This window comes from Clostridium psychrophilum, from assembly GCF_018861705.1.
GTDB lineage: Bacteria > Bacillota > Clostridia > Clostridiales > Clostridiaceae > Clostridium_AD > Clostridium_AD psychrophilum.
In genome coordinates, this window is record NZ_JAHLEC010000003.1 from 30,569 (window position 1) to 55,737 (window position 25,169).

24 protein-coding genes are annotated in these 25,169 nt (G+C 29.3%); 2 read left to right on the forward strand and 22 right to left on the reverse strand.

Annotated elements, in window-relative coordinates; all coding sequences use genetic code 11:
* Positions 1 to 115: 115 nt before the first annotated feature.
* The 14 genes from rho to KPL38_RS01780 form a co-directional block, all read right to left on the reverse strand.
* Complete coding sequence (gene rho / locus KPL38_RS01715) at positions 116 to 1,675, reverse strand: transcription termination factor Rho (protein ID WP_216286088.1); 1,560 nt, start codon at positions 1,673 to 1,675, stop codon at positions 116 to 118.
* A 190-nt stretch (positions 1,676 to 1,865) separates the two neighbouring features.
* Positions 1,866 to 2,210 carry a hypothetical protein gene (locus KPL38_RS01720; RefSeq protein WP_216286089.1) on the reverse strand — a complete coding sequence of 115 codons (345 nt, stop codon included), beginning with the start codon at positions 2,208 to 2,210 and terminating at the stop codon, positions 1,866 to 1,868.
* Positions 2,211 to 2,397: 187 nt separating this feature from the next.
* Entirely contained in the window at positions 2,398 to 4,002 is a 1,605-nt protein-coding gene (gene pyrG / locus KPL38_RS01725; RefSeq protein WP_216286091.1) for a CTP synthase, read from the reverse strand.
* A gap of 288 nt (positions 4,003 to 4,290) precedes the next feature.
* A complete protein-coding gene (locus tag KPL38_RS01730; RefSeq protein ID WP_216286093.1) occupies positions 4,291 to 4,590 on the reverse strand; it encodes a ribose-5-phosphate isomerase in 300 nt (99 codons plus the stop codon).
* A gap of 286 nt (positions 4,591 to 4,876) precedes the next feature.
* Positions 4,877 to 5,296, reverse strand: a complete 420-nt coding sequence (locus tag KPL38_RS01735) for a YwiB family protein (RefSeq protein ID WP_216286095.1) — start codon at positions 5,294 to 5,296, stop codon at positions 4,877 to 4,879.
* A gap of 14 nt (positions 5,297 to 5,310) precedes the next feature.
* Entirely contained in the window at positions 5,311 to 6,294 is a 984-nt protein-coding gene (locus tag KPL38_RS01740) for a tRNA 4-thiouridine(8) synthase ThiI (protein ID WP_216286097.1), read from the reverse strand.
* Positions 6,295 to 6,342: 48 nt separating this feature from the next.
* Positions 6,343 to 7,374, reverse strand: a complete 1,032-nt coding sequence (locus KPL38_RS01745) for a D-alanine--D-alanine ligase family protein (protein WP_216286099.1) — start codon at positions 7,372 to 7,374, stop codon at positions 6,343 to 6,345.
* 254 nt (positions 7,375 to 7,628) lie between these two features.
* Positions 7,629 to 8,999, reverse strand: a complete 1,371-nt coding sequence (ypeB, locus tag KPL38_RS01750; RefSeq protein WP_216286107.1) for a germination protein YpeB — start codon at positions 8,997 to 8,999, stop codon at positions 7,629 to 7,631.
* A gap of 74 nt (positions 9,000 to 9,073) precedes the next feature.
* Positions 9,074 to 9,703: a stage II sporulation protein R gene (gene spoIIR / locus KPL38_RS01755; protein ID WP_216286115.1), complete on the reverse strand. Its 630-nt coding sequence runs from the start codon at positions 9,701 to 9,703 to the stop codon at positions 9,074 to 9,076.
* A gap of 275 nt (positions 9,704 to 9,978) precedes the next feature.
* Entirely contained in the window at positions 9,979 to 10,821 is an 843-nt protein-coding gene (ispE, locus tag KPL38_RS01760; protein WP_216286116.1) for a 4-(cytidine 5'-diphospho)-2-C-methyl-D-erythritol kinase, read from the reverse strand.
* 348 nt (positions 10,822 to 11,169) lie between these two features.
* Positions 11,170 to 12,732, reverse strand: a complete 1,563-nt coding sequence (locus tag KPL38_RS01765; RefSeq protein ID WP_216286118.1) for a DUF3794 and LysM peptidoglycan-binding domain-containing protein — start codon at positions 12,730 to 12,732, stop codon at positions 11,170 to 11,172.
* A 332-nt stretch (positions 12,733 to 13,064) separates the two neighbouring features.
* Positions 13,065 to 13,301: a Veg family protein gene (locus KPL38_RS01770; RefSeq protein ID WP_216286120.1), complete on the reverse strand. Its 237-nt coding sequence runs from the start codon at positions 13,299 to 13,301 to the stop codon at positions 13,065 to 13,067.
* Positions 13,302 to 13,546: 245 nt separating this feature from the next.
* Positions 13,547 to 14,461 carry a sporulation peptidase YabG gene (gene yabG, locus KPL38_RS01775; RefSeq protein ID WP_216286122.1) on the reverse strand — a complete coding sequence of 305 codons (915 nt, stop codon included), beginning with the start codon at positions 14,459 to 14,461 and terminating at the stop codon, positions 13,547 to 13,549.
* A 130-nt stretch (positions 14,462 to 14,591) separates the two neighbouring features.
* Positions 14,592 to 15,596 (reverse strand): CotS family spore coat protein, encoded by a 1,005-nt coding sequence (locus KPL38_RS01780; protein WP_216286124.1) that lies wholly within the window; start codon positions 15,594 to 15,596, stop codon positions 14,592 to 14,594.
* 148 nt (positions 15,597 to 15,744) lie between these two features.
* Here KPL38_RS01780 and KPL38_RS01785 point away from each other — a divergent pair, with 148 nt between their 5' ends.
* On the forward strand, positions 15,745 to 16,875 hold the full coding sequence (locus tag KPL38_RS01785; RefSeq protein ID WP_216286132.1) for a glycosyltransferase family 4 protein: 1,131 nt from the start codon (positions 15,745 to 15,747) through the stop codon (positions 16,873 to 16,875).
* Positions 16,876 to 16,946: 71 nt separating this feature from the next.
* Here KPL38_RS01785 and KPL38_RS01790 read toward each other — a convergent pair whose 3' ends face one another.
* Genes KPL38_RS01790 through KPL38_RS01805 form a run of 4 tightly spaced genes read right to left on the reverse strand, consistent with a single transcriptional unit; the run spans position 16,947 to position 20,059 of the window.
* Entirely contained in the window at positions 16,947 to 18,002 is a 1,056-nt protein-coding gene (locus KPL38_RS01790) for a CotS family spore coat protein (protein WP_216286134.1), read from the reverse strand.
* 32 nt (positions 18,003 to 18,034) lie between these two features.
* Positions 18,035 to 18,787 carry a protein kinase family protein gene (locus tag KPL38_RS01795; protein WP_216286136.1) on the reverse strand — a complete coding sequence of 251 codons (753 nt, stop codon included), beginning with the start codon at positions 18,785 to 18,787 and terminating at the stop codon, positions 18,035 to 18,037.
* A gap of 32 nt (positions 18,788 to 18,819) precedes the next feature.
* Positions 18,820 to 19,044, reverse strand: coding sequence for a hypothetical protein (locus KPL38_RS01800; RefSeq protein WP_216286254.1), 225 nt, complete (start codon positions 19,042 to 19,044; stop codon positions 18,820 to 18,822).
* Positions 19,045 to 19,048: 4 nt separating this feature from the next.
* Positions 19,049 to 20,059: a CotS family spore coat protein gene (locus tag KPL38_RS01805; protein ID WP_216286138.1), complete on the reverse strand. Its 1,011-nt coding sequence runs from the start codon at positions 20,057 to 20,059 to the stop codon at positions 19,049 to 19,051.
* A 183-nt stretch (positions 20,060 to 20,242) separates the two neighbouring features.
* Between KPL38_RS01805 and KPL38_RS01810 the strand changes: the two genes are divergently transcribed.
* Positions 20,243 to 21,373: a glycosyltransferase family 4 protein gene (locus KPL38_RS01810; protein WP_216286141.1), complete on the forward strand. Its 1,131-nt coding sequence runs from the start codon at positions 20,243 to 20,245 to the stop codon at positions 21,371 to 21,373.
* A 111-nt stretch (positions 21,374 to 21,484) separates the two neighbouring features.
* Here the strand turns inward: KPL38_RS01810 and larB are convergent, their stop codons facing one another.
* From larB to KPL38_RS19925, 4 genes are all read right to left on the reverse strand, one after another.
* Complete coding sequence (larB, locus tag KPL38_RS01815) at positions 21,485 to 22,231, reverse strand: nickel pincer cofactor biosynthesis protein LarB (protein WP_216286143.1); 747 nt, start codon at positions 22,229 to 22,231, stop codon at positions 21,485 to 21,487.
* Positions 22,232 to 22,263: 32 nt separating this feature from the next.
* The gene (larC, locus tag KPL38_RS01820; RefSeq protein ID WP_216286145.1) at positions 22,264 to 23,577 is read right to left on the reverse strand and encodes a nickel pincer cofactor biosynthesis protein LarC; all 1,314 of its coding nucleotides are present in this window, start codon (positions 23,575 to 23,577) and stop codon (positions 22,264 to 22,266) included.
* Positions 23,578 to 23,699: 122 nt separating this feature from the next.
* On the reverse strand, positions 23,700 to 24,884 hold the full coding sequence (locus tag KPL38_RS01825) for a glycosyltransferase family 4 protein (protein ID WP_216286147.1): 1,185 nt from the start codon (positions 24,882 to 24,884) through the stop codon (positions 23,700 to 23,702).
* A gap of 123 nt (positions 24,885 to 25,007) precedes the next feature.
* A complete protein-coding gene (locus tag KPL38_RS19925) occupies positions 25,008 to 25,133 on the reverse strand; it encodes a hypothetical protein (RefSeq protein WP_281419312.1) in 126 nt (41 codons plus the stop codon).
* Between the last annotated feature and the right edge of the window lie 36 nt (positions 25,134 to 25,169).

Genomic DNA, 25,169 nt, shown 5'->3' on the forward strand with positions numbered 1-25,169 from the left:
TCCATTTTTTATTTATGTAAATAAATTTTTATAACATATCTAAGTAATTCAATTAACGACATCTAATGATATAAAATGTCGCTAAAATAATTTATAAAGCCTGCTTTAATTTATATTATCTAGCTACTAATTCAAAGTTTTTGTTTATCATTTCTAAAAAATCTTTATTACTCTTAGTTGTAGCCAATAGATTTAGAAGTTTCTCTGTTACACCAAGTGCATTACCCTCTCTATACATTATCTTTCTTAAATTATATATAGTATCCATTTCAATCTTAGTAAGTAACAAATCTTCTCTTCTTGTTCCAGATTTGTATATATCTATTGCTGGGAATATTCTTCTCTCTTGAAGTTTTCTATCTAAGTGGACTTCCATATTTCCTGTGCCCTTAAATTCTTCAAAAATCATATCATCCATTCTACTCCCTGTTTCTACCAAAGCAGTAGCAAGTATAGTTAGGCTTCCACCCTCTTCAATATTTCTAGCAGCACCAAAAAATTTCTTTGGCATTAAAAGTGCACTAGGATCAAGTCCTCCAGATAAAGTTCTTCCAGAAGGTGTTATAGTTAAATTGTAAGCTCTAGCAAGCCTAGTTAGACTATCTAATAGAATAACTACATCTTGACCTTGTTCAACCATTCTTTTAGCTCTTTCAATTACCATGTAAGCTACTTTTGTATGATGATCTGGTTCTTCATCAAAGGTAGAATAAATAACTTCACCTTTAATTGACCTCTGCATATCTGTAACTTCTTCCGGTCTTTCATCTATTAAAACAACAATTAATTTTACTTCTGGGTGATTTATAGAGATACTATTAGCAATTTTTTTAAGAAGTGTCGTTTTTCCTGCTTTTGGCTGTGCTACAATAATGCCTCTTTGACCTTTACCTATAGGAGAAATAATATCCATCATTCTTGAAGATAAGTCAGCTGCATTAGTTTCTAGTGTCAATCTCTGTGTAGGATATATTGGGGTTAATCTTTCAAATGGTTTTCTACCTACAGCTCTGTCAGGATTTTCTCCATTTACTCCTTGTACATACAAAAGGGCTTTAAATTTTTCGCCTTCCTTAGGTATTCTAACCTTACCTTCTACTTCATCACCTGTTTTTAAATTAAACCTTCTGATTTGAGATGGTGAAACATAAATATCGTCTGGACCAGACAAATAATTGTTTCCTCTAAGAAATCCATAACTATTATTTTCAATTATTTCAAGTACTCCTCTTGCTGAGCCTGATTCATTTATCATTTCTTGCAATTTTTCTTTTTTATTTTCGTTTTGATTTTTAAAACCCGTATCAATATTTTCTTTTTTATTTTCATTTTGGTTTTTGAAACCTGTGTCAATATTTTCTTTTTTATTTTCATTTTTATTTTTAAAACCTGTATCAATATTTTCATTTTTGATTATTTCTGGCTTTTGAATTGGTTTAATCTCGACTTGCTTTTTCGAATTTTCTATAGTACTATCTGCAATCGTAGAAGAGTTTTTAGGACTGATTTTTTCTCTTAAAGTAACTCCATCTTTTTGCATAGAAGCTGGTGTTACCTTCTTTATTGCCTCAATTAGTTCACTTTTTTTAAGTTTAGATATATTTTTAATGCCAAGCTCTTTGGAATGTTCTCGAAGCTCGACCACTGTCATATTTTCAAAATCTTTATTTGTCAAAATCTGCACCTCCGAAGGGTATTTCATATATAATATCTATTTAATAAATATCATGTGAATTTCAAAACGATTATACTATTCAATGAATTTTCTTGAAATGATATATTATTGTAATTATATCCTATTTAACATTTTTAATCCACTATATTAAAACCTATGGAAGCCTTCAAATAACTATTTACTATTTTCTCTAAATTAGTGCATAAATTTTCTCTATTGTCTGCCTATATTCATTTACTTTATCTATAACCTTTTGATTTTTACCAATAAGAAAAATAGGTAATGCAACTTGCTCACATCCACCTATGACCATATTCCTTTTTAAAAGTTCCTTAACATTATAATAATAAGAATGTTTCTCACCACATAGCGGACATTTAACCACAATTAATATTTCATTACCTTTATGAATTTTAACATTTACAGAGGGAAATATAATTTTAATATTCTCTATTTCAAATATTGTAAATTCATAAATTTTATACTCACCACTTGAATTCTTTAAAGCCATAGCAATATTAGTATCAAATATCAATTACTTCACCTCCATAGTTTATTACCATTTAATTTCACTACAGTATTTAATTATTAAATTCTATAAATTTTATTAAATTCCTTCTATTTTCATTTGATTTTTATGAGTATTGTGATAACTTTTAACTTTCTTATAAAGAAAGTTAACGAAAAAAAGCTACTCCAATTAGAGTAGCCTTTCAATTGTATTATTTATTATGTTCTATTGATGCCTTAATAAAGTCTTTAAATAATACGTGTGGGTTATTAGGTCTAGACTTAAGTTCTGGGTGAAACTGAACCCCAACAAACCAAGGATGATCTTTAATTTCTACTATTTCAACTAATTTATCATCGGGGCTTGTTCCTGTAAGTGTAAGTCCCGCATCAGTTATTGCTTTCCTGTACTCGTTATTAAATTCATATCTATGTCTATGTCTTTCATATATAACTTCATCTGCATAAGCTTCATAGGAATTTGAATCTTTCGCTAACTTGCATGGGTATAACCCAAGTCTCATAGTTCCGCCCTTTTCATCTAAATCCTTTTGATCTGGCATTAAATCTATTACTGGGAACTGTGTCTGTGGATTAATTTCTGAACTATTAGCATCTTTAAGTCCTACTACATTTCTTGCATATTCTATAACAGCACACTGCATGCCAAGACATATTCCGAAGAATGGAACTTTATTCTCCCTAGCATATTTTGTTGCCTGGATTTTTCCTTCAATTCCCCTATCTCCAAAGCCTCCTGGAACTAATATACCTTGAACATCTCCTAATACTTCACTTGCATTTTCCGAAGTTACATCAGAAGCATTTACCCATTTAATTTCTACATTAGTATCATTTGCAAGACCTCCGTGACTAAGTGCCTCAACAACTGAAATATATGCATCATGAAGTTCTACATATTTTCCAACTAGTGCTATTTTTACATTTCCAGACAGGTTCTTTAATCTATCTACCATATCACTCCACGCACTATTATCTATTTCATGACAATCTAATTTTAATTTTTTGCATGCTAGAGTGTCTAATCCCTCTTTGTGAAGCATAAGTGGTACTTCATACAAATTTTCAGCATCCAAATTTTGAATTACAGAGTCTTCATCTAAATTACAGAACATGGCAATTTTAGCCTTTAAATCATCAGATATTTCCTTTTCAGATCGGCATACTATTATGTCTGGCTGAATACCTATACTTCTTAGTTCTTTTACAGAATGTTGAGTAGGTTTTGTTTTAAGCTCTCCCGCTTTTCTTAAATATGGTACTAATGTAACATGGATAAAACAAACATTTTCTTGCCCTACTTCATATTTCACCTGTCTTATAGCTTCTAAAAAAGGTAAAGACTCAATATCTCCAATAGTTCCCCCAATCTCAGTTATAACAACATCCACATCTTTTTCTTTAGATACTCTATATACTCTTTCCTTTATTTCATTAGTTATATGTGGTATTACTTGTACTGTACCACCAAGGAAATCTCCTCTTCTTTCTTTTGATATAACGGACCAATACACTTTTCCTGTAGTTACGTTACTACTCTTACTTAAGTTTTCGTCAATAAATCTTTCATAATGTCCTAAATCTAAATCCGTTTCTGCACCATCATCTGTAACAAAAACTTCACCATGCTGATATGGGCTCATTGTCCCTGGATCAACATTTATATAAGGGTCAAATTTTTGAATTGAAATCTTTAGCCCTCTATTTTTCAAAAGCCTTCCTAGTGAAGCTGCTGTTATTCCTTTTCCTAGAGATGAAACTACACCGCCAGTGACAAATATATACTTAGTACTCATCATTATTCCTCCTATGTTTTATTGCTCATTGTAAATTGTTATTGTTTTATCTTTTTAATATTATATACCTATGTAAAATTAAAAAAAGTTTATATTAATATTTTTTTTAATACTTGACAAATGTTCTTGACAATCTTATAATAGAAATTACCCTATAAATATAATGGTATAGGTTTTTTTTAAAACAATATTAATATCTTATCACACTTTTTTGTCATTAACCAGTGTTTTTTTGTTTTTTTGTTTTTTATTTTTTTATGACTAATCTTTTAATTTTTAACATCATTTTTATTTACCCTCACCTAATACTCTTTCTATTTCAAAATACATTTCTCTGAATTCCTTATTAATAAAAAATTGTTCTTCTGCTTTTTTAAAGCCATAATTAGCAGTTCTTTTATTCAATATTAGAAATTTCTTATAAATACTCTCTACATCTCCAAACTTATATTTTTTCAACAATAAAAATAAAACATATCTACACTCTCTATTTTTCGATATTTTTAGTGATTCATGCCTTCCCATACCTTTTACGTAACAAATAGCGTCTATTATTTTATTGTAATCAATAGTATTTAACTTTAACATTAAATCATCTCCTTCGGAGCTGTAGTATAACGACTTCAGAAGGATATTTACCCCTTTATACTTCTCTGGAGTAGATAACAATTCTTAATTGTTATCCTCCCATTTATAGAAATGGGAAACTTTTTTTCTGAAATTTCGCTAAACCGCTCCTATTTTCTATGTATTGTTTAGTTAATTAGATTATTGACAATTATTTATAAAAACTATCCATATACCAAAATTATAATTATAATATAAAACATTAAAGCATAATAAAAGCTATGTTCTATAAAGAACATAGCTTTTATTATGCTTTAATGTTTATCTGTAATGTTGTACTTAAAATTTGTTGATTTCCTATTATCATATCATAATCTATAAATACATCTCCACCATCATCATTAACATTCATCTTTAATTCCTTGGTATCTACTGCAAGATCTAATGCTCCATGTGGTGTATTATATAAAGTTAAATCCCTTACATATTTTTTGAAATTCATTTCGGTATTAGTAGTTCCAATCCTTATAAGTGTAAACTTTTCTGCATCAATTTTTAATGTAGTAGTAGTTCCCTTCATTCCTGAAATTTCTGATTCTTCGTACACTGCATAATAACAATTATCTTTTTTATAAAACTTGCCAGGTGTTACAACCTCAATTGAATCACCATCTTCTTCACTATCAGATTGTTTGCTAACTACTGAAATTATCGCGTTTTTATTCATTCACTTGCACCTCACTATTTTAAAATATAATTGTTTATCTCTTCATCTGATGCAGGTTTTATGTCTATATATTTGCCTTCAGACCGACCATATCCGCCATAACTTATAGTTACAACCTTCTCATCCATTCCTTTGCAATATCTTCCTGTGATTTTTGCTGCAAGATCAATATCTGTTTCCGTTGGATTCCCAATTATAACAACTGTTGTTCCATTGTAATCCTTAGCCTCAAACATTAAATCTTGTTGAGTTAAAAGCTTTTCTAATAACTCCCCTTCTTTTTCTGTTCTTGTAGATACTATTTTAGCATCTTTAGATATTCTAAAATGTCTTCCAATTTTAAGTAATTCTAAATCTTTCTTAGATGGATTTTTCTTCTGCTCTAAAATATCTCTAAGTCTCAAAGAATAGTTAGGTTCAGTAAGTTTACATCCACCAGCCGGTGACGGATAATCAAGAATACCGAATTTTTCTGCTAACTCCATCTGAACTTTTCTGTTTCTTCCTTTTATATCCATAAGCATTTCTCTATCTATTAAACCATCTATCTCCATTTGGGTAGGATTAAGATTTTTAGCACATAATGGTCTTAAAATTTTATCCCCTATACCCGATTCATTTTTAACTATGTCTAAAGCTGATCTGTTTTGAGACATAGGTCTTTGGTTTAAAACTTCTCCTGTTATAATAAAGTCAGCATGATATTTTTCTAATAATTGTCCACAATACCGCATCATCATAGCATGGCAGTCAATACAAGGATTCATGTTTTTACCATACCCATGTTTCGGATCCTTTACCATTTTAAAATGTTCATCTGAAAAATCTACAACTTTTAATGGTATATCTATTTTTTTTACCATTTTCAATGCATTTTTCTCACCAAAAAAATTAGATTTAAAGCATATCCCGATGACTTCTATGCCTTGATCCTTTACAATCTTTGCTGCTAAAGTACTATCAAGGCCTCCAGAAATCATAGCCAAAGCTGTTGTCATAAAGCTTCTCCTCTCTTCATTGTACTTTAATATATCTTGATACAACTACTATCCATTATTTCTATCTATTGCTAAATCAATAAGTTCATCTATAAGCATAACATACGTTTTACCTGAAGCTTCCCACATTTTAGGGTACATGCTTATTTTAGTAAACCCCGGTATAGTATTAACTTCATTCAAATAAACATCTTCTGTTTCCTTATCCACTAAGAAATCTATTCTCGCCATTCCAGCACAATCGAGTATTCTATAAATTCTTATAGCTTCTTCTTTAACTATCTGTAACTTATCATAAGATAAAGCTGCGGGTATCAATAGTTTAGATGCTTCACTTTTATATTTAGCTTCATAATCATAAAATTCTTTTGCTGGTATTATTTCTCCTGGTATAGAAGCCTGTGGATAATCATTACCAAGAATAGCAACCTCAATTTCTCTTGCATTTATAGCCTTTTCAACTAAAACCTTTCTATCATACTTTAAAGCTTCTTCTACCCCAGTTATTAACTCGCTTTTATTATGTGCTTTTGTTATCCCTACAGAAGAACCGCCATTAGATGGCTTAATGAATACATCATAGCCCAATTCTTTTTCTATTCTTTCTATTAACAAACCTTTATTTTCTTTATACTCATGCGCATTTATTACCACATAATCCGCTTGTTTTACATTGAATTTTTCTAACAAATATTTTGTATATATTTTATCCATACAAACAGAAGAAGACATTACTCCAGCCCCAACACATGGTATATTAGATATTTTACACATGCCTTGAATAGTTCCATCTTCTCCAAATAAGCCATGTAGAACGGGAAATACTACATCTACCTCTTTATTAAATATTACTTTCTGACCCTCTGGTCTTTTAAAATATTCATCCTTTTCCCATTCTCCGTTCTCTATATTATCAATTTCTCCAGTGTATTCAAACCATAAACCATCTTTTGTTATTCCTATAGGATATATATCATATTTTGTTTGATCAATATTTTTTAATACTGATGAAGCTGATGCTCTGGAAACTTCATGTTCTGTGGACTGTCCACCAAATAATATTGCTATTTTCTTTTTCATTGACGCCCTCTCCTTATAACTATAATAACTATTTTTTTAATAATAAAACCATAAATATACTATGTGTTTTAATATGATCCACACTAATTTTTTTTTAATATTATATCATATTATATCATCTTTATCTATTATTTTGTATTTAAATTTTTACAATGTAACTTGTATGCTCTCAATATTTGATATTGTAAAAATAACTCAACATGAAAAAGGATATATGTTCTTATATGAACATATATCCTTTTTTACTATATTAATTAAATAGTCAATTTTCCATTAGGAGTGTCAACTATTTCTATTATTCTTTGCTCATACCCAGTACTAGCATCAATATATACTATAAAATTCTTTTCCTTATAAGATCCTAAAAATTCATAGCACAAAACTTCTTTATTACTGTCCATAGGTATAATTGCTAAACTAACTTTACTGATTTTTAATCTTTTTCCAACTTTTTCTTGAGCTTTTGCTGCAGTAATCTTTGGAGCCGCTATCTTCCTGTTCTCAACATGTGACATTAAATATTTGTCTGACTCAATCCCTATAATGCTGCCGTCATCTAATGCAATCTTAAGTTTAACTTGATCTGGATAAATTGATACTTCGCCTTGTTTATATACATAACTTACTACAGCTGTATTATTATAATTTAACGTATATGTAGGTTTCATATTTTTATATCCCATTTTACTAATAAACTTGTTTCCTACATCTACTGCCTTCTTAATATCCAAAGTTGTTTTTCCTATAGGCTTATTATCTAATAGGTATACTATTTGGCCTCCATTTTTGCTTACCTCTATTACTGTTTCACCATTACTTTTATCTCTTCCCTTAAATGTTATATAAAATGTGTATGCAGGTATTGTAGTCTTCCCATTTTGCGATTTATTCTCAATGCTTGCAATTTTATCTGATCCAAATGTTTTATTTATTACTTTAATTGCTTGTTTCTCACTTATTTCCTTTTGAGACAATATCTTAGGCTTTATTGCTAATATATTATCAGAGAATGGTCCATCATATATTAATGCAGGATATTGAACTATTTGCTTTTGTATGCCATTAAATTTTTCAGTTACAAGATCACCGCCTGCTTTAGCAAATACCCCACTACCATTTTTTCTGATTTCGCCCCATTTTATATCGCCTTCATTTATTGAAGAAAGCACTCCATTTAATTGTTCCTGGAGGGTGTATGATTGTGCCTCTAAGTTATCAATTACATCATATTCCTTATTGCTGAGTTCCTTACCTTCTGATGATGCCTTTGCTAAAGAATAACAATAATCACCAACTTGAGTTAGAAATTTACTAGTGTTACCAACTACCTCTTGATCAATTGGTAATGAATGCAATTTATCATTTGCCGTAGCCGAATATCTAAATATCTCTTCAAAAGCTATTATACTTTGCTCCCTAGAACCAACAATAGCTGACTTTCCTAAATCTACCCTTATATTTTGTACCGAGCTAACAAGGTCATACATATTTTTACTATATTGCCCTTGAAGATAGTTTCTATAATCTAACCTCTCCAAAAACATTAATATAGCAAATGTAGTTGAAAATACGACAATTATAGCTACAATACTTGTATACAAAATTCTTTTCTTTAGCATTTTCATATATTTCCCTCCTGGTAGTTATACAAGTAGTTAACAGTTATTAACTAATATTTTCATAATAGTCTTCTGTTATTTCAACTAAATATATTGTTTATAATTTCTTCTAGTTTAAATTTTACAATTATTTTTTTACTACTTACAGTATTATCAACTGTATTATACTCATTATTTGATAATACAGTCTTCATCTCTTTCTCAGTTTTTTGGTAAGCTACATCTCCTTTGGTAATGTCTACAAAACATAATGGTGGGAACATAACACACCACCAATTTTGTCCTTTTCCCGTTCCAATTATTATTCTATATGCCTCATATTTACCTTGAGGCAAAGTGATATTCCCATATGTTTTAACTGGAAAATTTTCTTTTGAAAGTGCTGTAGTTACGTAATATTTATACCCATTTTGCTTTATTACAGTTTCTGCAATTTTTTTAATGTTTTTATTTTCTTTATTTAAAATACTTCTTGATTGTCCTATACTCGTGCAATTTTTAAGTTTTGGTGATATATATTTTAATACTGAATCTCTTACTTTTAGTTTTAAATTTTGATCTATTTTATCGTCACTGTTAGCTATCACATGAAACCTTATAAGTTTAGCCGAAATATCGCTTTGGCTGGCTTTTGCAGGTGAATTAGTCCCATTTAAAGCCATGGAAATTATAGTTATTATAACAATACTTGTTAATATAAATTTTTTCATGTTTACCCCCCAGATACAATAATTCATATTAATATTGTTACCATATTATGTAATTGTATTCAGTTGACTCTCCCACTCTTCAAAATGTTTTTATGGTTTCTAATAAAATTATGTTCTAAAATCATTACACCCTATATAATTAATTGTGCTTTTCTTTAGTTAGCTTTTACGACACTCATAAAAAATATTCACATAAATGCATGATAATAAATATAAAAACGTGCAAAAAACCTAAAGGTTCCTACACGTTCTTATATTTTGTTATATGATTATGCTTAAATTGTTCTAGTTATATATACTTCTTTATATTGGATTTTAAATTTATCATAACATAATTGAGCTTTTAACATGTCATCGAAGAAGGCGAATATTGTTGGTCCACTTCCACTCATCATTGATCCCATCGCTCCCATTTTAACCATATCTTCTTTTATTCTCTTGAGAACTGGGTATTTTCTTAGCGTAACATTTTCAAGTAGATTTTTCATATTATTACATACATCCTGTAACTTTTCTTGTTCTATAGCTTTTATTAACATTTCAGTATCTGGATGTTTAAAAATCTTACTAATGTCTAGATTTTTAAAAACTTCCTTAGTTGATACTCCAAAATTAGGTTTAACTAATACTAAAATATTATTTTTGAAAGGTTTTAATGGTGTAATAATTTCCCCAATGCCTTCACACAAAGCAGTTCCCCCCTTAATGCAAAAAGGAACGTCTGCGCCTATTTTAACACCTAAGTTCATAAGTTCATCATCATCTACTTGCACATTAAATACTTCTTTAAGCGTTTTGAAAACTGCTGCAGCATCTGCACTTCCTCCTGCCATACCAGCCGCCACAGGGATATTCTTTTTAAGATATATATTTACCCCTTCCTTAATATCATAAGTTTCCATAAATAATTTCGTAGCTTTATATACTAAATTTTTGTCGTCTACGGGTATGTATGGTTTATTACAACTTAAATTAATACCCTTATTACATTTTTGAAAGGACAGAGAATCATATAAATCTACACTTTGCATAATCATTTTTAATAAATGATACCCATCTTCTCTTTTACCTATCACATCTAAAGATATATTTATTTTTCCATAAGCTTTTACTAACATGATTGTCCTCCAACTCTTTATTAATAATCCATTAACGTGTCTTTAGCCCCTAACATGTTTTAATCCACTTAGAGTGGCTTAATCCACATAGGGTGGCTTGATTCACAAAATCGGCTTAATTAATAGTTGTTTAGTCTGGCTTATAAACCTTACGGCTTTTATAAGTCGACCCTTTTGTTATGAAATGTTCTTATTAAAAATAGTATATTACAATAAATTTAATATTGCTACATATAATTTAAAATAAAGCTCATAAAATAATAAAACTCCTACATGTTGTTTTATAACACATAGAAGTTTTATTATCTTAAATAATTTTTTAGTTTTCTAATAGTTCAAACATTCAACTTATATAACTATTCTTCCTGGTATAATAAGTTTTTGTGAAACTTTTATAACATTAGTATCTTCAATTTGATTAACTCTTGCGATTTCTTGTATTGTAGTATTATACTTTTTAGCAATTTTCCATAAGGTATCTGCAACTTGAACTACATAAATAGTAATACTAGCTTTTTTTTCAGGTGCTTCCCCCTCTACCGGATAAACATCAACTAAAAATCTCTTTTTCACCATATAATTTACACGTGCGTATACTTTTACTACGGCCCTAACTGCCATATTTCCTGCTTCAATATCTACATTTATATTCTCGAGTGCTACTTTGCACATGCTACTCATATTAATTTTAGCACCTAATATATCAACTCCACAGGTGAAAGGTATTTCCTCTGTAACCGCAGATAAGTATTTTTGTTCATCATCACTCCTATATAATACCGTTACATTCATTACACCCTCGACTATAACCTTATCCTCAATTACCCTTTTATCAGTTATACAAACACTAGCATTGCTCATAATAACCTTAGTAGGTTTTGCCATATTACTATCTAATTCTATGTCGCCCTTAACTAACGTTTCTGTTAATAATTGTCCTTGCATTACGTTAAGATCGAAATCTTTTTTATCCATTTCAAGTTTAGTTGTTGGCGAATATACATCCTCAATCATATCTACTTCTTCTTTGTGCATAGCTCTCGTATTAGTTTTTATCATAAATTCTACATCTATAATTCTTTTTTCTCCTAAATCATCTTCTTTAATGTCATACTCCATAGCATCTACCTTAAACGAAGTATAATTATCCATATAAGGATTTACATCATCAAGATCCAATTCTTTGTTTAGCATAACTTCATGTTCAATATAAATTAGTTCACGACTATCCTTGCCCTTGTATATCATGTTAATAAATGCATAAGCATTTATTTGAATTTTACCATCATACAATTTGACTTCTTTTTTATGAATATTAATATCATACTTTACAATCTTAGCGATTTCTGGTTTATCCATTGGAACCTTTATATTAGCTTTCCCAATAAGCTCGCCTGTAAAATTTCTTGTCACTTTATCTATACTTGTTGGATTTTTTAAATATTGAACATCTTTAACAGCATCTATATCCTTTACTACTTGAAAACTAAAATTTTTATATACTTCACATTTTGATTTTAATATACCTTCAAGACATATTTTTCTCTCATTTACTATTCTACATTCCATATGCTCTACAAGACACTCAGTATCACACAGCATTTCAGGCATTGCGCCTGTTACATCTATTGTATTGGAAAACGTAGAACTATATATAACATTTTCCACATCCGTTCGTTGTTGATTATTTGTTATATAAAGTACATTATATTGAATCTGGCCTTCTATATATACCTTATCCTCAATTATTTCTTTGGAATTTATAAAAGCTTTTACATCTAACATAAGAATTTCCTTAACATCCGGATGAGTATCAGGTATTACAAATTCTTCTTTCACCACTGTATCCACAGTATTTTCTCCTAAAAGTTGTTCGTATTCTATGTTCTCTTTTATTAAATTAATTTCCATATTATACCTCCTCGTATTTCTATTGGGGTAACTTTTATTTGTTGTTACCCTCCTAAAATACCTGCTACATAATATATATATAAATATAGTCTATAATATGTTATTTAATCTTCAAATTCGTATTACAAAATTCAGCATAATTTTAAAAATAAAAAACAAAAACATATATTATGTAAAATGCACTGTTATTACTAACTAATTGCATTCTAATTAATATATGCTCTGTTAATTCCATATGAGCCAAATGGGAAATAAATAATAAGAATATTTACTCGCTTTGACCTACTGTTAATTTATAAATATAAAAAACGATACTATAGAACAGTATCGCTTTATCCTGCAAAAACTATTTGAACCGTTTTTGTCAAAACATCTGAATAACTATATGTCACTGTCCTGTGGGTGTCTTTTTCAAGTCTTATAACAAAAATATTTGGATATGTCTTTTCAATAACTCCATTATCTATAAGAATTTTTCTTCTTCCACCATTAGCTTTTAATGTTACTCTTTCGCCAACATGACTTTCAATCTCATCTTTTATTGAAGTCAATACATTTATTTTCTCCAAAGAAAACACCTCTTTCCACACTTCATATTATACATCATATATATTTTTTTGTCAAGTAACTATTCATTTTATCACTACTATAACAGCGTTGTCAATATCTATTTTTTGTTAACAAAATTGATTTTAATAGATTATTCTACATATAACTGATTTTTATTTAGTTTATGAGCCTTTATCTCGCTTAGCTTTGATATATCATAACTATTTAACACTTAAAATATAAACTTAAATAATATTTATTGTAATTATATATACTGAGATTTAGGGAACCCTTCTCTATATTTACCCCTAGTTTGTAATCCACCAATACCTGAAAGTCCTGTTATAGTATTTTGTATAACATCCTCTATCGCTACAACAGTTTCTATATTGGTATATGCAATTTTTTCAGAAACTAAGACGGGATCTAAACAATGGATTAATACACGATTAGGCGCACTCGCAAAATTAGCACCTGCATCTAAAATTGCCTCATAACAAGATTGACATGCCCCTGCAAATATAACTAGATCATCATAATTACTATTATATGTTCTAAGAGCCATAACAGCTTCTACAAAGTACCTTGAGTTTCTATAATTGTCCAAGTCAATATAATCAGTTATTCCTTTTACCATACCATCATGTCCCGTAATTACAACTATATCTGGCTTTACCTCTTTAACTAACCTCACTATTTCACTTGGTTGATTTTTTTCTAATATTACTCTGCCTACAGCATCCAAGGATAGCTGCTTATAAGTTTTTAAACAAACTTCAAGATACTCAGCATCGCCATCAACATGTAAAATCTTACCTGGTCTTCCAAATATCATATCTTTATCTTTAAAGTCTTTATATTTTTCTTGTTTTGACTGCATTTCTTTAATTTTGCCCTTAAAATCTATAGCTGTTGCTCTATCGCCCCTGTAGCCACCACCATTTCTATTCATTAATATTCTTTTAATTGATGCATTTACCTTTTTATTAAATACTTTATCTATTTCATAAACTACGTCATCTGCTACTAATTCCAAATCGCCAATTAGAGAGTCTGCCTCTATTCTTAGATTTATTCCCTTAAGTAAATACACATCATTATCCCCTGGAACAATATCTATAATTTTAAAGGCAATGTCTCCGCCATAAGATTTTCTAACAACAACATCTCCTATTTTCATAATGCCACCTCCATATTTAAACTCATAATATATATTATGGGAATATATATAATAGGTGAATACGAAAAAAAGTTATGTAAACATTATATCTACATAACTTTAATAGGCATAATAACTTTTGCTATTTCTACTACCTCTGATTAAATACTTTTTTATAATCTTCAATAAATACCATAAACTTTTCTTTTTCAGAAATTAACTCCTCCATTTTCTTGTTAAAGGTATTTTGAATCCATGTAACTTCATTATAGTAGTATCTATTACAGAGTCTCCAATAACGTTGTGGAAACACCAAAAATGCATATATAAGTCTGTACTCTTCTTTTGACAAAGGATTTACACTGCTATATGCTTCTAATACTGTTTCAGCATATTTTATGTCCCAATCCTGATTTTTAAGCATTTTGATCAAAAAGTTAGATAAATCGTATGCTTTTACTTCTCTTTTGCAATAATCAAAATCAATTATATTTGTATCATTATTTTTATCAATAATAATATTATGATAAGTATAATCATGGTGGCAGAATCCTTTTTCTTCTTCTGTTTGCCTACATATATCAAAATACCTAGAGTCATCGAGTATTGCCATAGCTCTTATCCCTAATTCCTTTTGTGATTCCACACTTCTGATATAGTTCATATCAAAATCTGTTTTATTATTTTTCTTTTTTCTGATCATGCTTTGCATCTTATCGAATGATTTTATCCGTTTTTCCATTAAATGAGGCCATCTTCCAAGATCTGTTTTTAACTTACTATTTTCTGGTGGATCATACCCCTTTGATGCAATATGCATATAAGCTAATTGTTTTGAAGCTTCAATCAATTCTTCTTCATTGTTAAAATCACATTCACGGCCATCTATCCATGTCGATAGTGTGTATATATCTTCATTAACTAATGCATAAGGATTTCCTTCAGTATTTAAAAAATATCTATCAACCTTGTCAAATCCATTATTTGCCAGGTGCTCTTTGGCCCCATAAACAAACAAAAGTTTTTGTGTCCCATAGCTTATTTTTTTCATACACTTAGTTCCGCCATTCGTCTTCAAAAGATACACTCCCTTATTGGGACGTATACTATCTATTTTAATACCATATTGTCTTTCAATTTCAAATTCCCTCATCATATTAATCACCCCCCCTATAATTTATATTACTAATATTTTATTTTAGAATAAATACTTATATATTTTATACAACATTTATGCTTTCTTTTAATATAATAAAATATATTGATATATTTATATATTAAATTAGTGTTTAAGGAGTCCTAAAATGAAAATTGGAATTGATGCTAGAGCTGCAAAATGGTACAGAGGAACTGGTATAGGCACTTATTCTTACCAACTCATTCATTCTTTAAATAAAATTGATAATTATAATGATTATTTGCTTTTTGTGCCAGATGATTGTAAATTAGACATACCATTCAAAAAAAATTTTCATATAACTAATATAAAACAAGTTAATCAGAATAACTTTTGGAATGAAGTAAATATTTCCAATCCATTAGTAGACAAGTCTATGGACATATACCATGTTCCTCAAAATGGTATTGGCCTACCAACAAACAAAGATTGTCCTTTCGTCATTACGCTGCATGATGTTATTCCATATAGAATGCCAGATACTGTTGGCGAACAATATCTTAAAATTTTCAATGAAAAATTGCCTAATATTATTCCCTTATGTGACGGAATAATTACTGTATCAGAATATTCAAAACAAGATATTGTTAAAGCATTTAACTTTCCACCTGATAAAATATATGTTACCTATTTAGCTAGTGAGGATATTTATAAACCATACGACAAAAATCTTAGTAAATCGATCATTGAAGAAAATTACTCAATTACTGGAGACTATATTCTATATATCGGAGGATTTAGTCCTAGAAAAAATATTCTTGGATTACTCAATTCTTTTAGCTTGCTTTTACAAAAACTAAAAAAAGATATTAAATTAGTAATTGCAGGAAGTAAAGGTAAATCATACGATATTTATAAAAAAAGAGCACAAGATCTGCATATTGAAGATAAAGTAATCTTCCCAGGATTTATATCTATGAACCATATTCCCTTCATGTATAATGCTTGTGAGCTTTTTGTATATCCTTCTTTTTATGAAGGTTTTGGCCTACCTCCAATTGAAGCAATGGCTTGTGGAGTGCCTGTAATTGCCTCAAATGTTACTTCAATACCTGAGATTGTTAAAGACTCAACGCTACTTGTTGATCCATATGATGTTAATGAATTAAGTGAAAAAATGTATGATGTGCTTAACGATAATGCTTTAAGACAATCTCTTATAACAAAAGGATTAAAAAGATCTGCTTCACTAACTTGGGAACATACTGCCACCGATACACTAGTCGCTTACCAAAATATACTAGGAAAGCTCAAATAAGTGTCATTACTTCTAACTTTACAAACTTAAAGCCCCGCATAGTGTATTTAACATTATGGGGGCTTATTAATTTAACAGTTATAATAATTTTTAAATGATTTCAAAAACTCTTCTCTATCTTTTTTATATTCTACCTTCTTTTTTAATCTACTTAAAAATATTTCTTCACTCCACTGTTTTTTTCTTGTGTAATAATCGCGAGCTATGCCGTAAAAATCCTCTGGAAAACTTAACATTCCATATAACACCTTGAATTCCCTATTATCTAAATGGTTTACTGCTGTATATTCGCTTATTATACTTTGGCATTTTTCTATATCATAACAAAAATCTTTGATAACTTTATTCGTGAAATTACAAATGTCATGCAACTTTAAATCTATAACTGCATAATCAAAATCTAGGAAATATACTTTTTCCTTATTAATTAATATATTGTGATGAGCCAAATCGTGATGACAAAATACTACTTTTTCTTTTTCTTTGCATAAATTGTAATATTCTGATTCTTTAAGTATATTTAAGCTTTGTATTATATTTTTCTCATAATACTTAACATGCTGCAAAAATATATAATCAAACTCATTTTTATTTTCATTTAAAGTTGCTATTTTATTGAAAAACTTAAGCTCCTTCAGTTTTTTATTGAAATTTTCTATCATTTTACCACATAAATTTCTCTCCTCATTTTTCCCAAGTAGATTTTTAAATGTATCATCATACATGAGTCCTTGTGAAGCTTTGTGGATCTCTGCTATTGCTTTAGAAGTAAGCATTACATCCACTGGGTTGCTATACTCACACTCTCTACCCTCTACTAAACTCATTATACAATATATGTCATTTTTCCAAGGAACATATATGAGATTAGATTTTGTCTTTTCAAATTCAATAATTCTATTAAAATTATTATTTCTAATGTAATCAATGCCGTAATTAATAAATTCAAGTTGTTTTATACTATAATTTACTTTTTTTAAAACCTTATCACCTTTATCTGTATTAAGTATAAATACTTTTCTTACCGGAATAACATCATAAACAACTAAATCAAATTCGTTAAATAAATTTACATCTAAGTCATATTTGCTTAGATAAGCTCTATCTTTGTACCGAATATCTAACATATTGTCACCTCTCAAATTATAACTTAACTAATCTAAAATAATGAATTTCCATCTTGCGTTAATGCTTTTATAATTTTTTCAGGGACCTTATCCTCATTCCACATTCTTTTACCTGATCTATATCTGTTGCAACATTTCATGAATTCATGAGGGTAAGATATTAATGCTATAATAAAATTTAAGCTAGACCTATCCAATTCCTCAATATAGCAAAACTGCTCTACTAATCTATTAAAATTAAGTTTTAATCCTTTTCTCTTTAATTTACTTAGTAAAAAAAAACAATCCATTTCCACCATATTGTAACTACAATTTTCAAAACTAACCACTTCAATGGCTTCATTCTGCCTAATATTTTTAAAAAATGTGTTTCCGAGGCATATCTCCCCTCGCCTCATACTTCTTGTTAAAATCTCTAAATAATTTGATTCATACACAGTTTTTATACATTTTTGGCCTCTACTAATGGCTCCATTTCCATATTTAATAATCAATTGTTCGTAAACATTTTTAGGTTCATATTTATTAATATTGTTTATATCTCCACTAAGTTTCTTAATAGAAATTTTATATTCTTCTATTGTTTTACCTGTATTGTTATTTAATCTATTTCTAAGGTAACCATCAAACCCTAAAGATTTTTTGTGAAAATTATAAATAGCACCAAATTGATTTATTATTAATTCTTCAGTTATATCATTATACCCAAAGTCAATTACATCTACCTTTTTTATACCTTTAAACACCATATAGTCAGAAAATTCATTATAGATGCTTATTGCCACTCACACCACCTCAAATTAAATCTATTACTTTATTATTTATTTTTCTTACAATTTTTGTCCATTTTCTTTAAAATTTCTCTTTGTTGAAATTCTAATTCATTAAGTTTCTTTTGCCTTCTTCTTATTTTTTTAAGCCTTTTAACTTCCTCTTTCATATTATCAACCTTCATATCATAATCTTCCACTGATGATTCCTGCATCTCAATTATTTCTATTTCACTATCCTCATTACTTGTATCCTTTTTACTTTTTCCCATAACATTACCTCCCATATTTTATTTTTCTAAATTCTTCAATGAAATTTTGTTTATCTGCTACATCTTCTTGCATTTTTTCAAGCTTTTTTAAAAAAAACTCTTCTCCCCAATTCTTTTTTTCCCAATAATATTGAATCCCTATTTGCCAATATTCCTGGGGGAATTCCATAAATGCTGCCATTACCTCTATATCACTTTTATATATTAAATTTGTAACATCATATTCATCCATTATAGATAGTGCGTTTTCAATACTCCATTTGCCATTTTTCATTCTCCTTATTAAAAGACTACTTAAATCATGTAAATGAGTATCTAAAATACAATAGTCAAAATCAATAATACTAATTGCTCCTCCTTTCTCCATCAATACATTATGATGAGCATAATCATGATGACAAAATCCCTTATGTTTAATCTCCTCTTTCATCTTATCTATATAGTCACTTTTACACAGATTATCTATTGATTTGTCGCTCCTTGCGAGCTCACCCTGCATTATATTTAAATAGTTATTATCAAAATCTGTTTTATGACTTTTTTCATTTATTCTTCTTTTAAAATCTAATATTTCATTTTCTCTGGTTTTAAAAGTTTCTATCCATTTTAGCCATGCAATTCTCGGCTTCATATTAGGGGTAACCTTAAAGTTTAGACTTTTTTTATGAAGCTCTGCCAGTTTAGCTGTACATAATTTTATATCCTCTGGATTATCATAATCACATTGCCTTGCCTCTACCCATGGTGTTAGATAGGCATACTTGTTTTCAAAACTTATATACTTTTTTTTATATTTAGTAGGAATAATTTCTGGTATATTTTCAAAACCATTACTTTGTAAATGCTCTATAACGCCAACAATAAATAAAAAATGCTTAAACTCATAATTAATGATTTTCAAGCAATACATTCCATTTTCAGTATCTATTTTGCAAACATTCTTTATTCTTTTAATACTATTAATACGAAGAAAATAATTATTCTTTACTATCTCCTCTAATTCCTGGATTTCCAAATCTATACCTCCAAAATATTGTTCTACTGCAATATATGAAATTTCCGAATAATTTGTGATTATTTATATTTGCTGATATAGCACACTTTTTAGGTTAAAATAATATATTAATATATATTGTGCTTTTAATGAATTTCATTGATGAGTATAGGGTTTATCTAATAATTTTAAGGAGTGAAACCTATGAGGATTGCAATTGATGCTAGGGGCATCAATTTATATAGCGGAACTGGTATAGGGACTTATACAGAAAATGTACTTAAAAATTTACTTAACATAGATATTATAAATAACTATCATGTTTTTTGGTCAGGTAACAATTATGAATATATAAAAAAAGAAAACTGTAAAGTAGTAATGACTTCTAAAAAACATCAAAGATTTTTTGAAGATTACTACTTTCCAGAAAACATTTCACAAGAAAACATAGACATATACCATATGCCACAAAATGGTATAGGTTTTTCCCAGGAAATAAGTTGCAAAAAAGTTGTGACTATACATGATTTAATTCCATACGTTATGCCAGAGACAGTCGGTAGAGGCTATTTGCTTAAATTTTTAAAAGAAATGCCTTTAATTATAGGTGGTTCGGATGGAATAATAACCGTATCCGAGTTTTCAAAAAGAGATATTCTTAAATTTTTCCCAATAGATGAAAATAAAATTTTCGTAACACCTTTGGCCGCTGATAAAAAATATATACCTTTAGATAAGCTTCATTGTAAAAATTTTCTAGACAAAGCGTATAATTTAAAAAATCCATTTATACTATACCTAGGAGGTTTCAGTGAAAGAAAGAATGTCTCATCTGCTATAACTGCCTTTTCTAAAGTGTATAAAGATTTAAATAAAAAATATGATTTAGTAATTGTGGGTGACTATAAAGATCCCGATCGAAAATTAGTAAAACTTGCGAAAAAACTAAATATAGAATCTAATATAATTTTTACAGGTTTTGTACCCGAAGATCATTTACCTATATTCTATAACTGCTGTGATGCTTTCATATATCCATCTCTTTATGAAGGTTTTGGACTACCTCCTCTAGAAGCAATGAGCTGTGGTGCCCCTGTAATAGCGTCTAAGCTTACCTCTATTCCTGAAGTAGTTGGCGACAGTGGGATTTTAATAAATCCATATGATATTTCGGAAATGTCTATTGCCATAGGTGATTTATTAAGCAATGAAAGCTTAAAAACAGATCTTAGTTCTAAAGCTTTAATAAGAGCTAAAAATTTTTCGTGGCAAAACACTGCATTTAGTACTCTTAAAGTCTATGAGCACATATACAATTCTAATGCTACCTCCTAATCTATCCACCTAGACTAAAGAAGGCTTGCATAATTAATATGCAAGCCTTCTTTAATATTAAATAATCTCTTAGGTCGCTGTAGTATAACGACTTGTGAACTGTCGTTAAATTTATAACCTATTAATAATACTTGCTAAATATCCTGCTCCAAATCCATTGTCAATGTTAACGACACTAACTCCACTAGAACAACTATTTAGCATGCTTAGTAGTGCAGAAATCCCTTTAAAATTAGCTCCATATCCTACACTCGTTGGAACAGCTATAACAGGTTTATCCACTAGTCCTCCAACAACACTTGTTAAAGCACCTTCCATTCCGGCTACGGTAATAACTACCCTAGCACGTCTTATAACATCTAAGTTTTCAAATAACCTATGAATGCCCGCTACCCCAACATCATAAATTCTTTCAACTTTGTTTCCAAAAATTTCTGCAGTTATTGCTGCCTCTTCCGCCACTGGTATATCAGAAGTTCCCCCTGTTACTAATGCAATATATGTACTCCTACTTTCTACTTCTTTCTTCTTAATTACAATCGTCCTCGCAAGTTCATTGTACTCAGCGTCCTTGCATACCTGCTTTACACCCTCATACATTGTTCTAGATGCCCTCGTTCCAAGAATGTTTACGTCTTTCGTAAGCATCAATTTAACAATGTCTTTTATTTGCTCAACTGTTTTTCCTTCACAATATATAACCTCTGGATATCCAACTCTGAGTTCTCTCTGATTATCTATTTTTGCAAATCCTAAATCTGAATATGAAAAATCTTTTAATTTATCTATGCCATCTTCAATTGATATGTCACCATTCTTAATAGCTTTAAGAAATATTTTTGTTTCATTTGAATTCATATATTTCCCACCCTTTTATCTATCATATTATTTTATATTTCTTTCTTTAATTGCTTATACACATCATTTATAGTAGTTCCAGTACTTTGAGCTATTTTTTTGCATTCCTCATACTCTAATTTACTTTTTATTTTTTCACCTTTATAGTAAGCTTCTTTCACTGTAACTTCACCATAACTAGTATTTACTTTAATAAATTTTCTTTCAAGTTTCGTCTTATTTACTTTAAAACTTCTTATCCCAAATGTAGTTGTTTCTCTAAATAATATTTCTTTTACATTTTCAATTCTTTCACTATTACATAAAACACTTACTTTTATGCTCGGCCTTCCCTTTTTCATTATGATTGGAGTTAAATAAACATCCAAAGCTCCCTCGTTAAAAAGTTTGTCGATAATATATTCATATAATTCTGAATTCATATCATCTATATTACATTCAATAATATTCTCAAATATTTCATTATCATATTTATTTTTATTTTGTTCTTTTAGTTCGCCCTTTTGCTTTGCTTCATTGGTTGCCTGCTCCACCAACATAACTCTTAGAACATTAGGAATTTCAGTATCTCTATTTCCTATTCCATATCCTATCTTATTTATAATAAAATTATTGTTATCTTTAAATTCATCAACATTCGCTGCCAAAATTGCAGCCCCTGTTGGTGTTGTAGTTTCAAAAGGTACAGCTCCAAGTTTTACAGGAATCCCCTTTAATATTTCAACTGTAGCAGGTGCTGGTACTGGTATAAGTCCATGTGCACACTTTACAAAACCACCACCAAGTTCTACAGAAGAACTCATTACTTTCTCAACATCTAAAAAGTTTAAACAAATAGCAGCTCCTACTATATCTACAATTGAATCTACAGCGCCTACCTCATGAAAATGAATTTCATTTAGTGGTTTTCCATGAACCTTTGCCTCAGCTCTGGCTACCTTCATAAACATTTTCATACCTAGTTCTTTTACTTTATCACTTAAATCGCTTTTCTCTATAATTTCCTTTATATCTTTAAGATTCCTATGTTCATGATGAATATGACTATGATCATCACTCCCATGAGAATGTTCTGTTTCATCGTGACTATGAATATGTTCATGATGATGTGCACCTTCAATATCGCAATGAGAATGTTCTTGATGAATTGCTTGCAAAACTACATTTACCTTAGTACCCTCAATGCCTTTTCTAATACCTCTAGATACTTCTATTTCATACCCACTTAGGTTTAACTTATCTAATTCATTTATTAAATATTCTTTATCTATACCTAAATCTATTAATGCCCCTAAATTCATATCACCACTAATACCTGAAAAACAATCATAATATAGTATTTTCATTTCAATCAACTCCATTTCTTTAATTGTACCAAACAAATAAACATTATAAAATAAATATATTTTTAAAAAATTAAAATAAAAAGAAGATAATTGTTTTTACAACTCTCTTCTTATAAATTATATTATGTTACTTTTTGATTTTCTAACATATAGCTTTGCTTTTCAACTTCCATATAGATTTTCTCAACACTTTCTCCAAAACACTTAGACGATAATGGTTCTATCCCATCGTAAGCATTTTTTACCATTGATTTACTTTCTTCTTTATCCATCAAAACCTTGTATAATATTCCATCTAATTCTTCATCTTTATAGAAAACCCTTCCATTAATTTTATCCTCAATTATACCATCTAAATTTTTATCATATTTAGCTACCACAGGAATCTGTGCAGCCATAGCTTCAGCAAAAGTTAGCCCTTGTGTTTCAGTTAGTGAAGCACCTACAAATACATCTCCCATTTGATAATATTTACCTATGTCCGCCCAAGGTTTCTCCCCAGCAAATACTACAAATTTTGAAATCCCGAGATTATTAGTTAATTCTTCTAAATTTTCACGCTCAGGTCCATCCCCTACAATTAGCAATTTGCAATTTGGCATTTTCTTTATTAACTTATTCATACTATTAATAATTACATCTATGCTTTTTTCTTTTGCAACACGCCCTATAAACAATACAACTGGCTCATTTTCATTTATGCCATAAGACTTCTTCTCATCTTTGATAAGTTGTTCATCATAGTTAGTTCTTTTAAACGGTTCAATATTAACACCTGTAGGTATTACATCTATATGCCTTTTTAAACCATATTGCTTCAATGCTTCTTTTACCTTTACTGTAGGTACTATTATAGCACTGCAGTCTCTACAATATAATTTACTTACCTTTTTTGCAAATTGAGAAGCAGGCTTAAGCATTATCCCACGCGATACATAATGAATATAATCCTCATACATAGTATGATAAGTGTGAACCACTGGAATACCTAACCTTTTCGCAACAATTCTTCCAAATATTCCTATACTAAATTCTGTCTGTGTGTGTATAATATCTAAATCTAATTTTTTTATTTTATTCATGATTTTATGTGAATATATCATTCCAACTCTTTGAGACGGTAAAAAGAAGAATGGTATACTAGGTAATCTAATAATGCCTTCCTGCTCCTCTACATCCGGAAATGTAACTGTAACTATTGTTACATTGTGTCCAAGTTTAATTAGTTCACTTCTTAGTATCATTGTTGAAGTAACTACGCCGCTTACTTGCGGATAATAAGCATCAGTAAAAATTCCAATATTCATAATCAATCCCCTTTAAATACTATAATTTTCTTTATAATTCTCTTATTTAATATACATTAATTATTTTGCTTATTCTTTCATAAACACATAAAAGCCGAAGATTATACATGAGCAAAATGTAATTTATCTCCATAATAATATAGCAGCCATTATATTATTAGATGAAAAAAATAAGCTAAGAAACATGTAGAATGCGCCTTTTGCTTCACCAACTACTCCAGGCAATGGTATGAATGCTGTTAACATCATTACAAATGTTGTCCAGCTATCACGCTTTTTATGTTG

Bases quoted from the DNA above. Each gene is read 5' to 3' on its own strand.
- ispE (WP_216286116.1), bottom strand. From the start codon at position 10,821: ATGTTAGTAAAAGCTTATGGAAAAATAAATATATCTTTAGATGTGATA.
- KPL38_RS01790 (WP_216286134.1), bottom strand. From the start codon at position 18,002: ATGTTAGATATTCGGTACAAAGATAGAGCTTATCTAAGCAAATATGAC.
- KPL38_RS01785 (WP_216286132.1), top strand. From the start codon at position 15,745: ATGAAAATTGGAATTGATGCTAGAGCTGCAAAATGGTACAGAGGAACT.
- larB (WP_216286143.1), bottom strand. From the start codon at position 22,231: ATGAATTCAAATGAAACAAAAATATTTCTTAAAGCTATTAAGAATGGT.
- KPL38_RS01800 (WP_216286254.1), bottom strand. From the start codon at position 19,044: ATGGGAAAAAGTAAAAAGGATACAAGTAATGAGGATAGTGAAATAGAA.
- KPL38_RS01735 (WP_216286095.1), bottom strand. From the start codon at position 5,296: ATGAATAAAAACGCGATAATTTCAGTAGTTAGCAAACAATCTGATAGT.
- larC (WP_216286145.1), bottom strand. From the start codon at position 23,577: ATGAAAATACTATATTATGATTGTTTTTCAGGTATTAGTGGTGATATG.
- KPL38_RS01740 (WP_216286097.1), bottom strand. From the start codon at position 6,294: ATGACAACAGCTTTGGCTATGATTTCTGGAGGCCTTGATAGTACTTTA.
- KPL38_RS01765 (WP_216286118.1), bottom strand. From the start codon at position 12,732: ATGGAAATTAATTTAATAAAAGAGAACATAGAATACGAACAACTTTTA.
- yabG (WP_216286122.1), bottom strand. From the start codon at position 14,461: ATGAAAATAGGAGATGTTGTTGTTAGAAAATCTTATGGCGGAGACATT.
- KPL38_RS01745 (WP_216286099.1), bottom strand. From the start codon at position 7,374: ATGAAAAAGAAAATAGCAATATTATTTGGTGGACAGTCCACAGAACAT.
- pyrG (WP_216286091.1), bottom strand. From the start codon at position 4,002: ATGAGTACTAAGTATATATTTGTCACTGGCGGTGTAGTTTCATCTCTA.
- KPL38_RS01825 (WP_216286147.1), bottom strand. From the start codon at position 24,884: ATGAATATTGGAATTTTTACTGATGCTTATTATCCGCAAGTAAGCGGC.
- spoIIR (WP_216286115.1), bottom strand. From the start codon at position 9,703: ATGAAAAAATTTATATTAACAAGTATTGTTATAATAACTATAATTTCC.
- ypeB (WP_216286107.1), bottom strand. From the start codon at position 8,999: ATGAAAATGCTAAAGAAAAGAATTTTGTATACAAGTATTGTAGCTATA.
- KPL38_RS01810 (WP_216286141.1), top strand. From the start codon at position 20,243: ATGAGGATTGCAATTGATGCTAGGGGCATCAATTTATATAGCGGAACT.
- KPL38_RS01780 (WP_216286124.1), bottom strand. From the start codon at position 15,596: ATGATGAGGGAATTTGAAATTGAAAGACAATATGGTATTAAAATAGAT.
- KPL38_RS01730 (WP_216286093.1), bottom strand. From the start codon at position 4,590: ATGTTAAAGTTAAATACTATTGATTACAATAAAATAATAGACGCTATT.
- KPL38_RS19925 (WP_281419312.1), bottom strand. From the start codon at position 25,133: ATGATGTTAACAGCATTCATACCATTGCCTGGAGTAGTTGGTGAAGCA.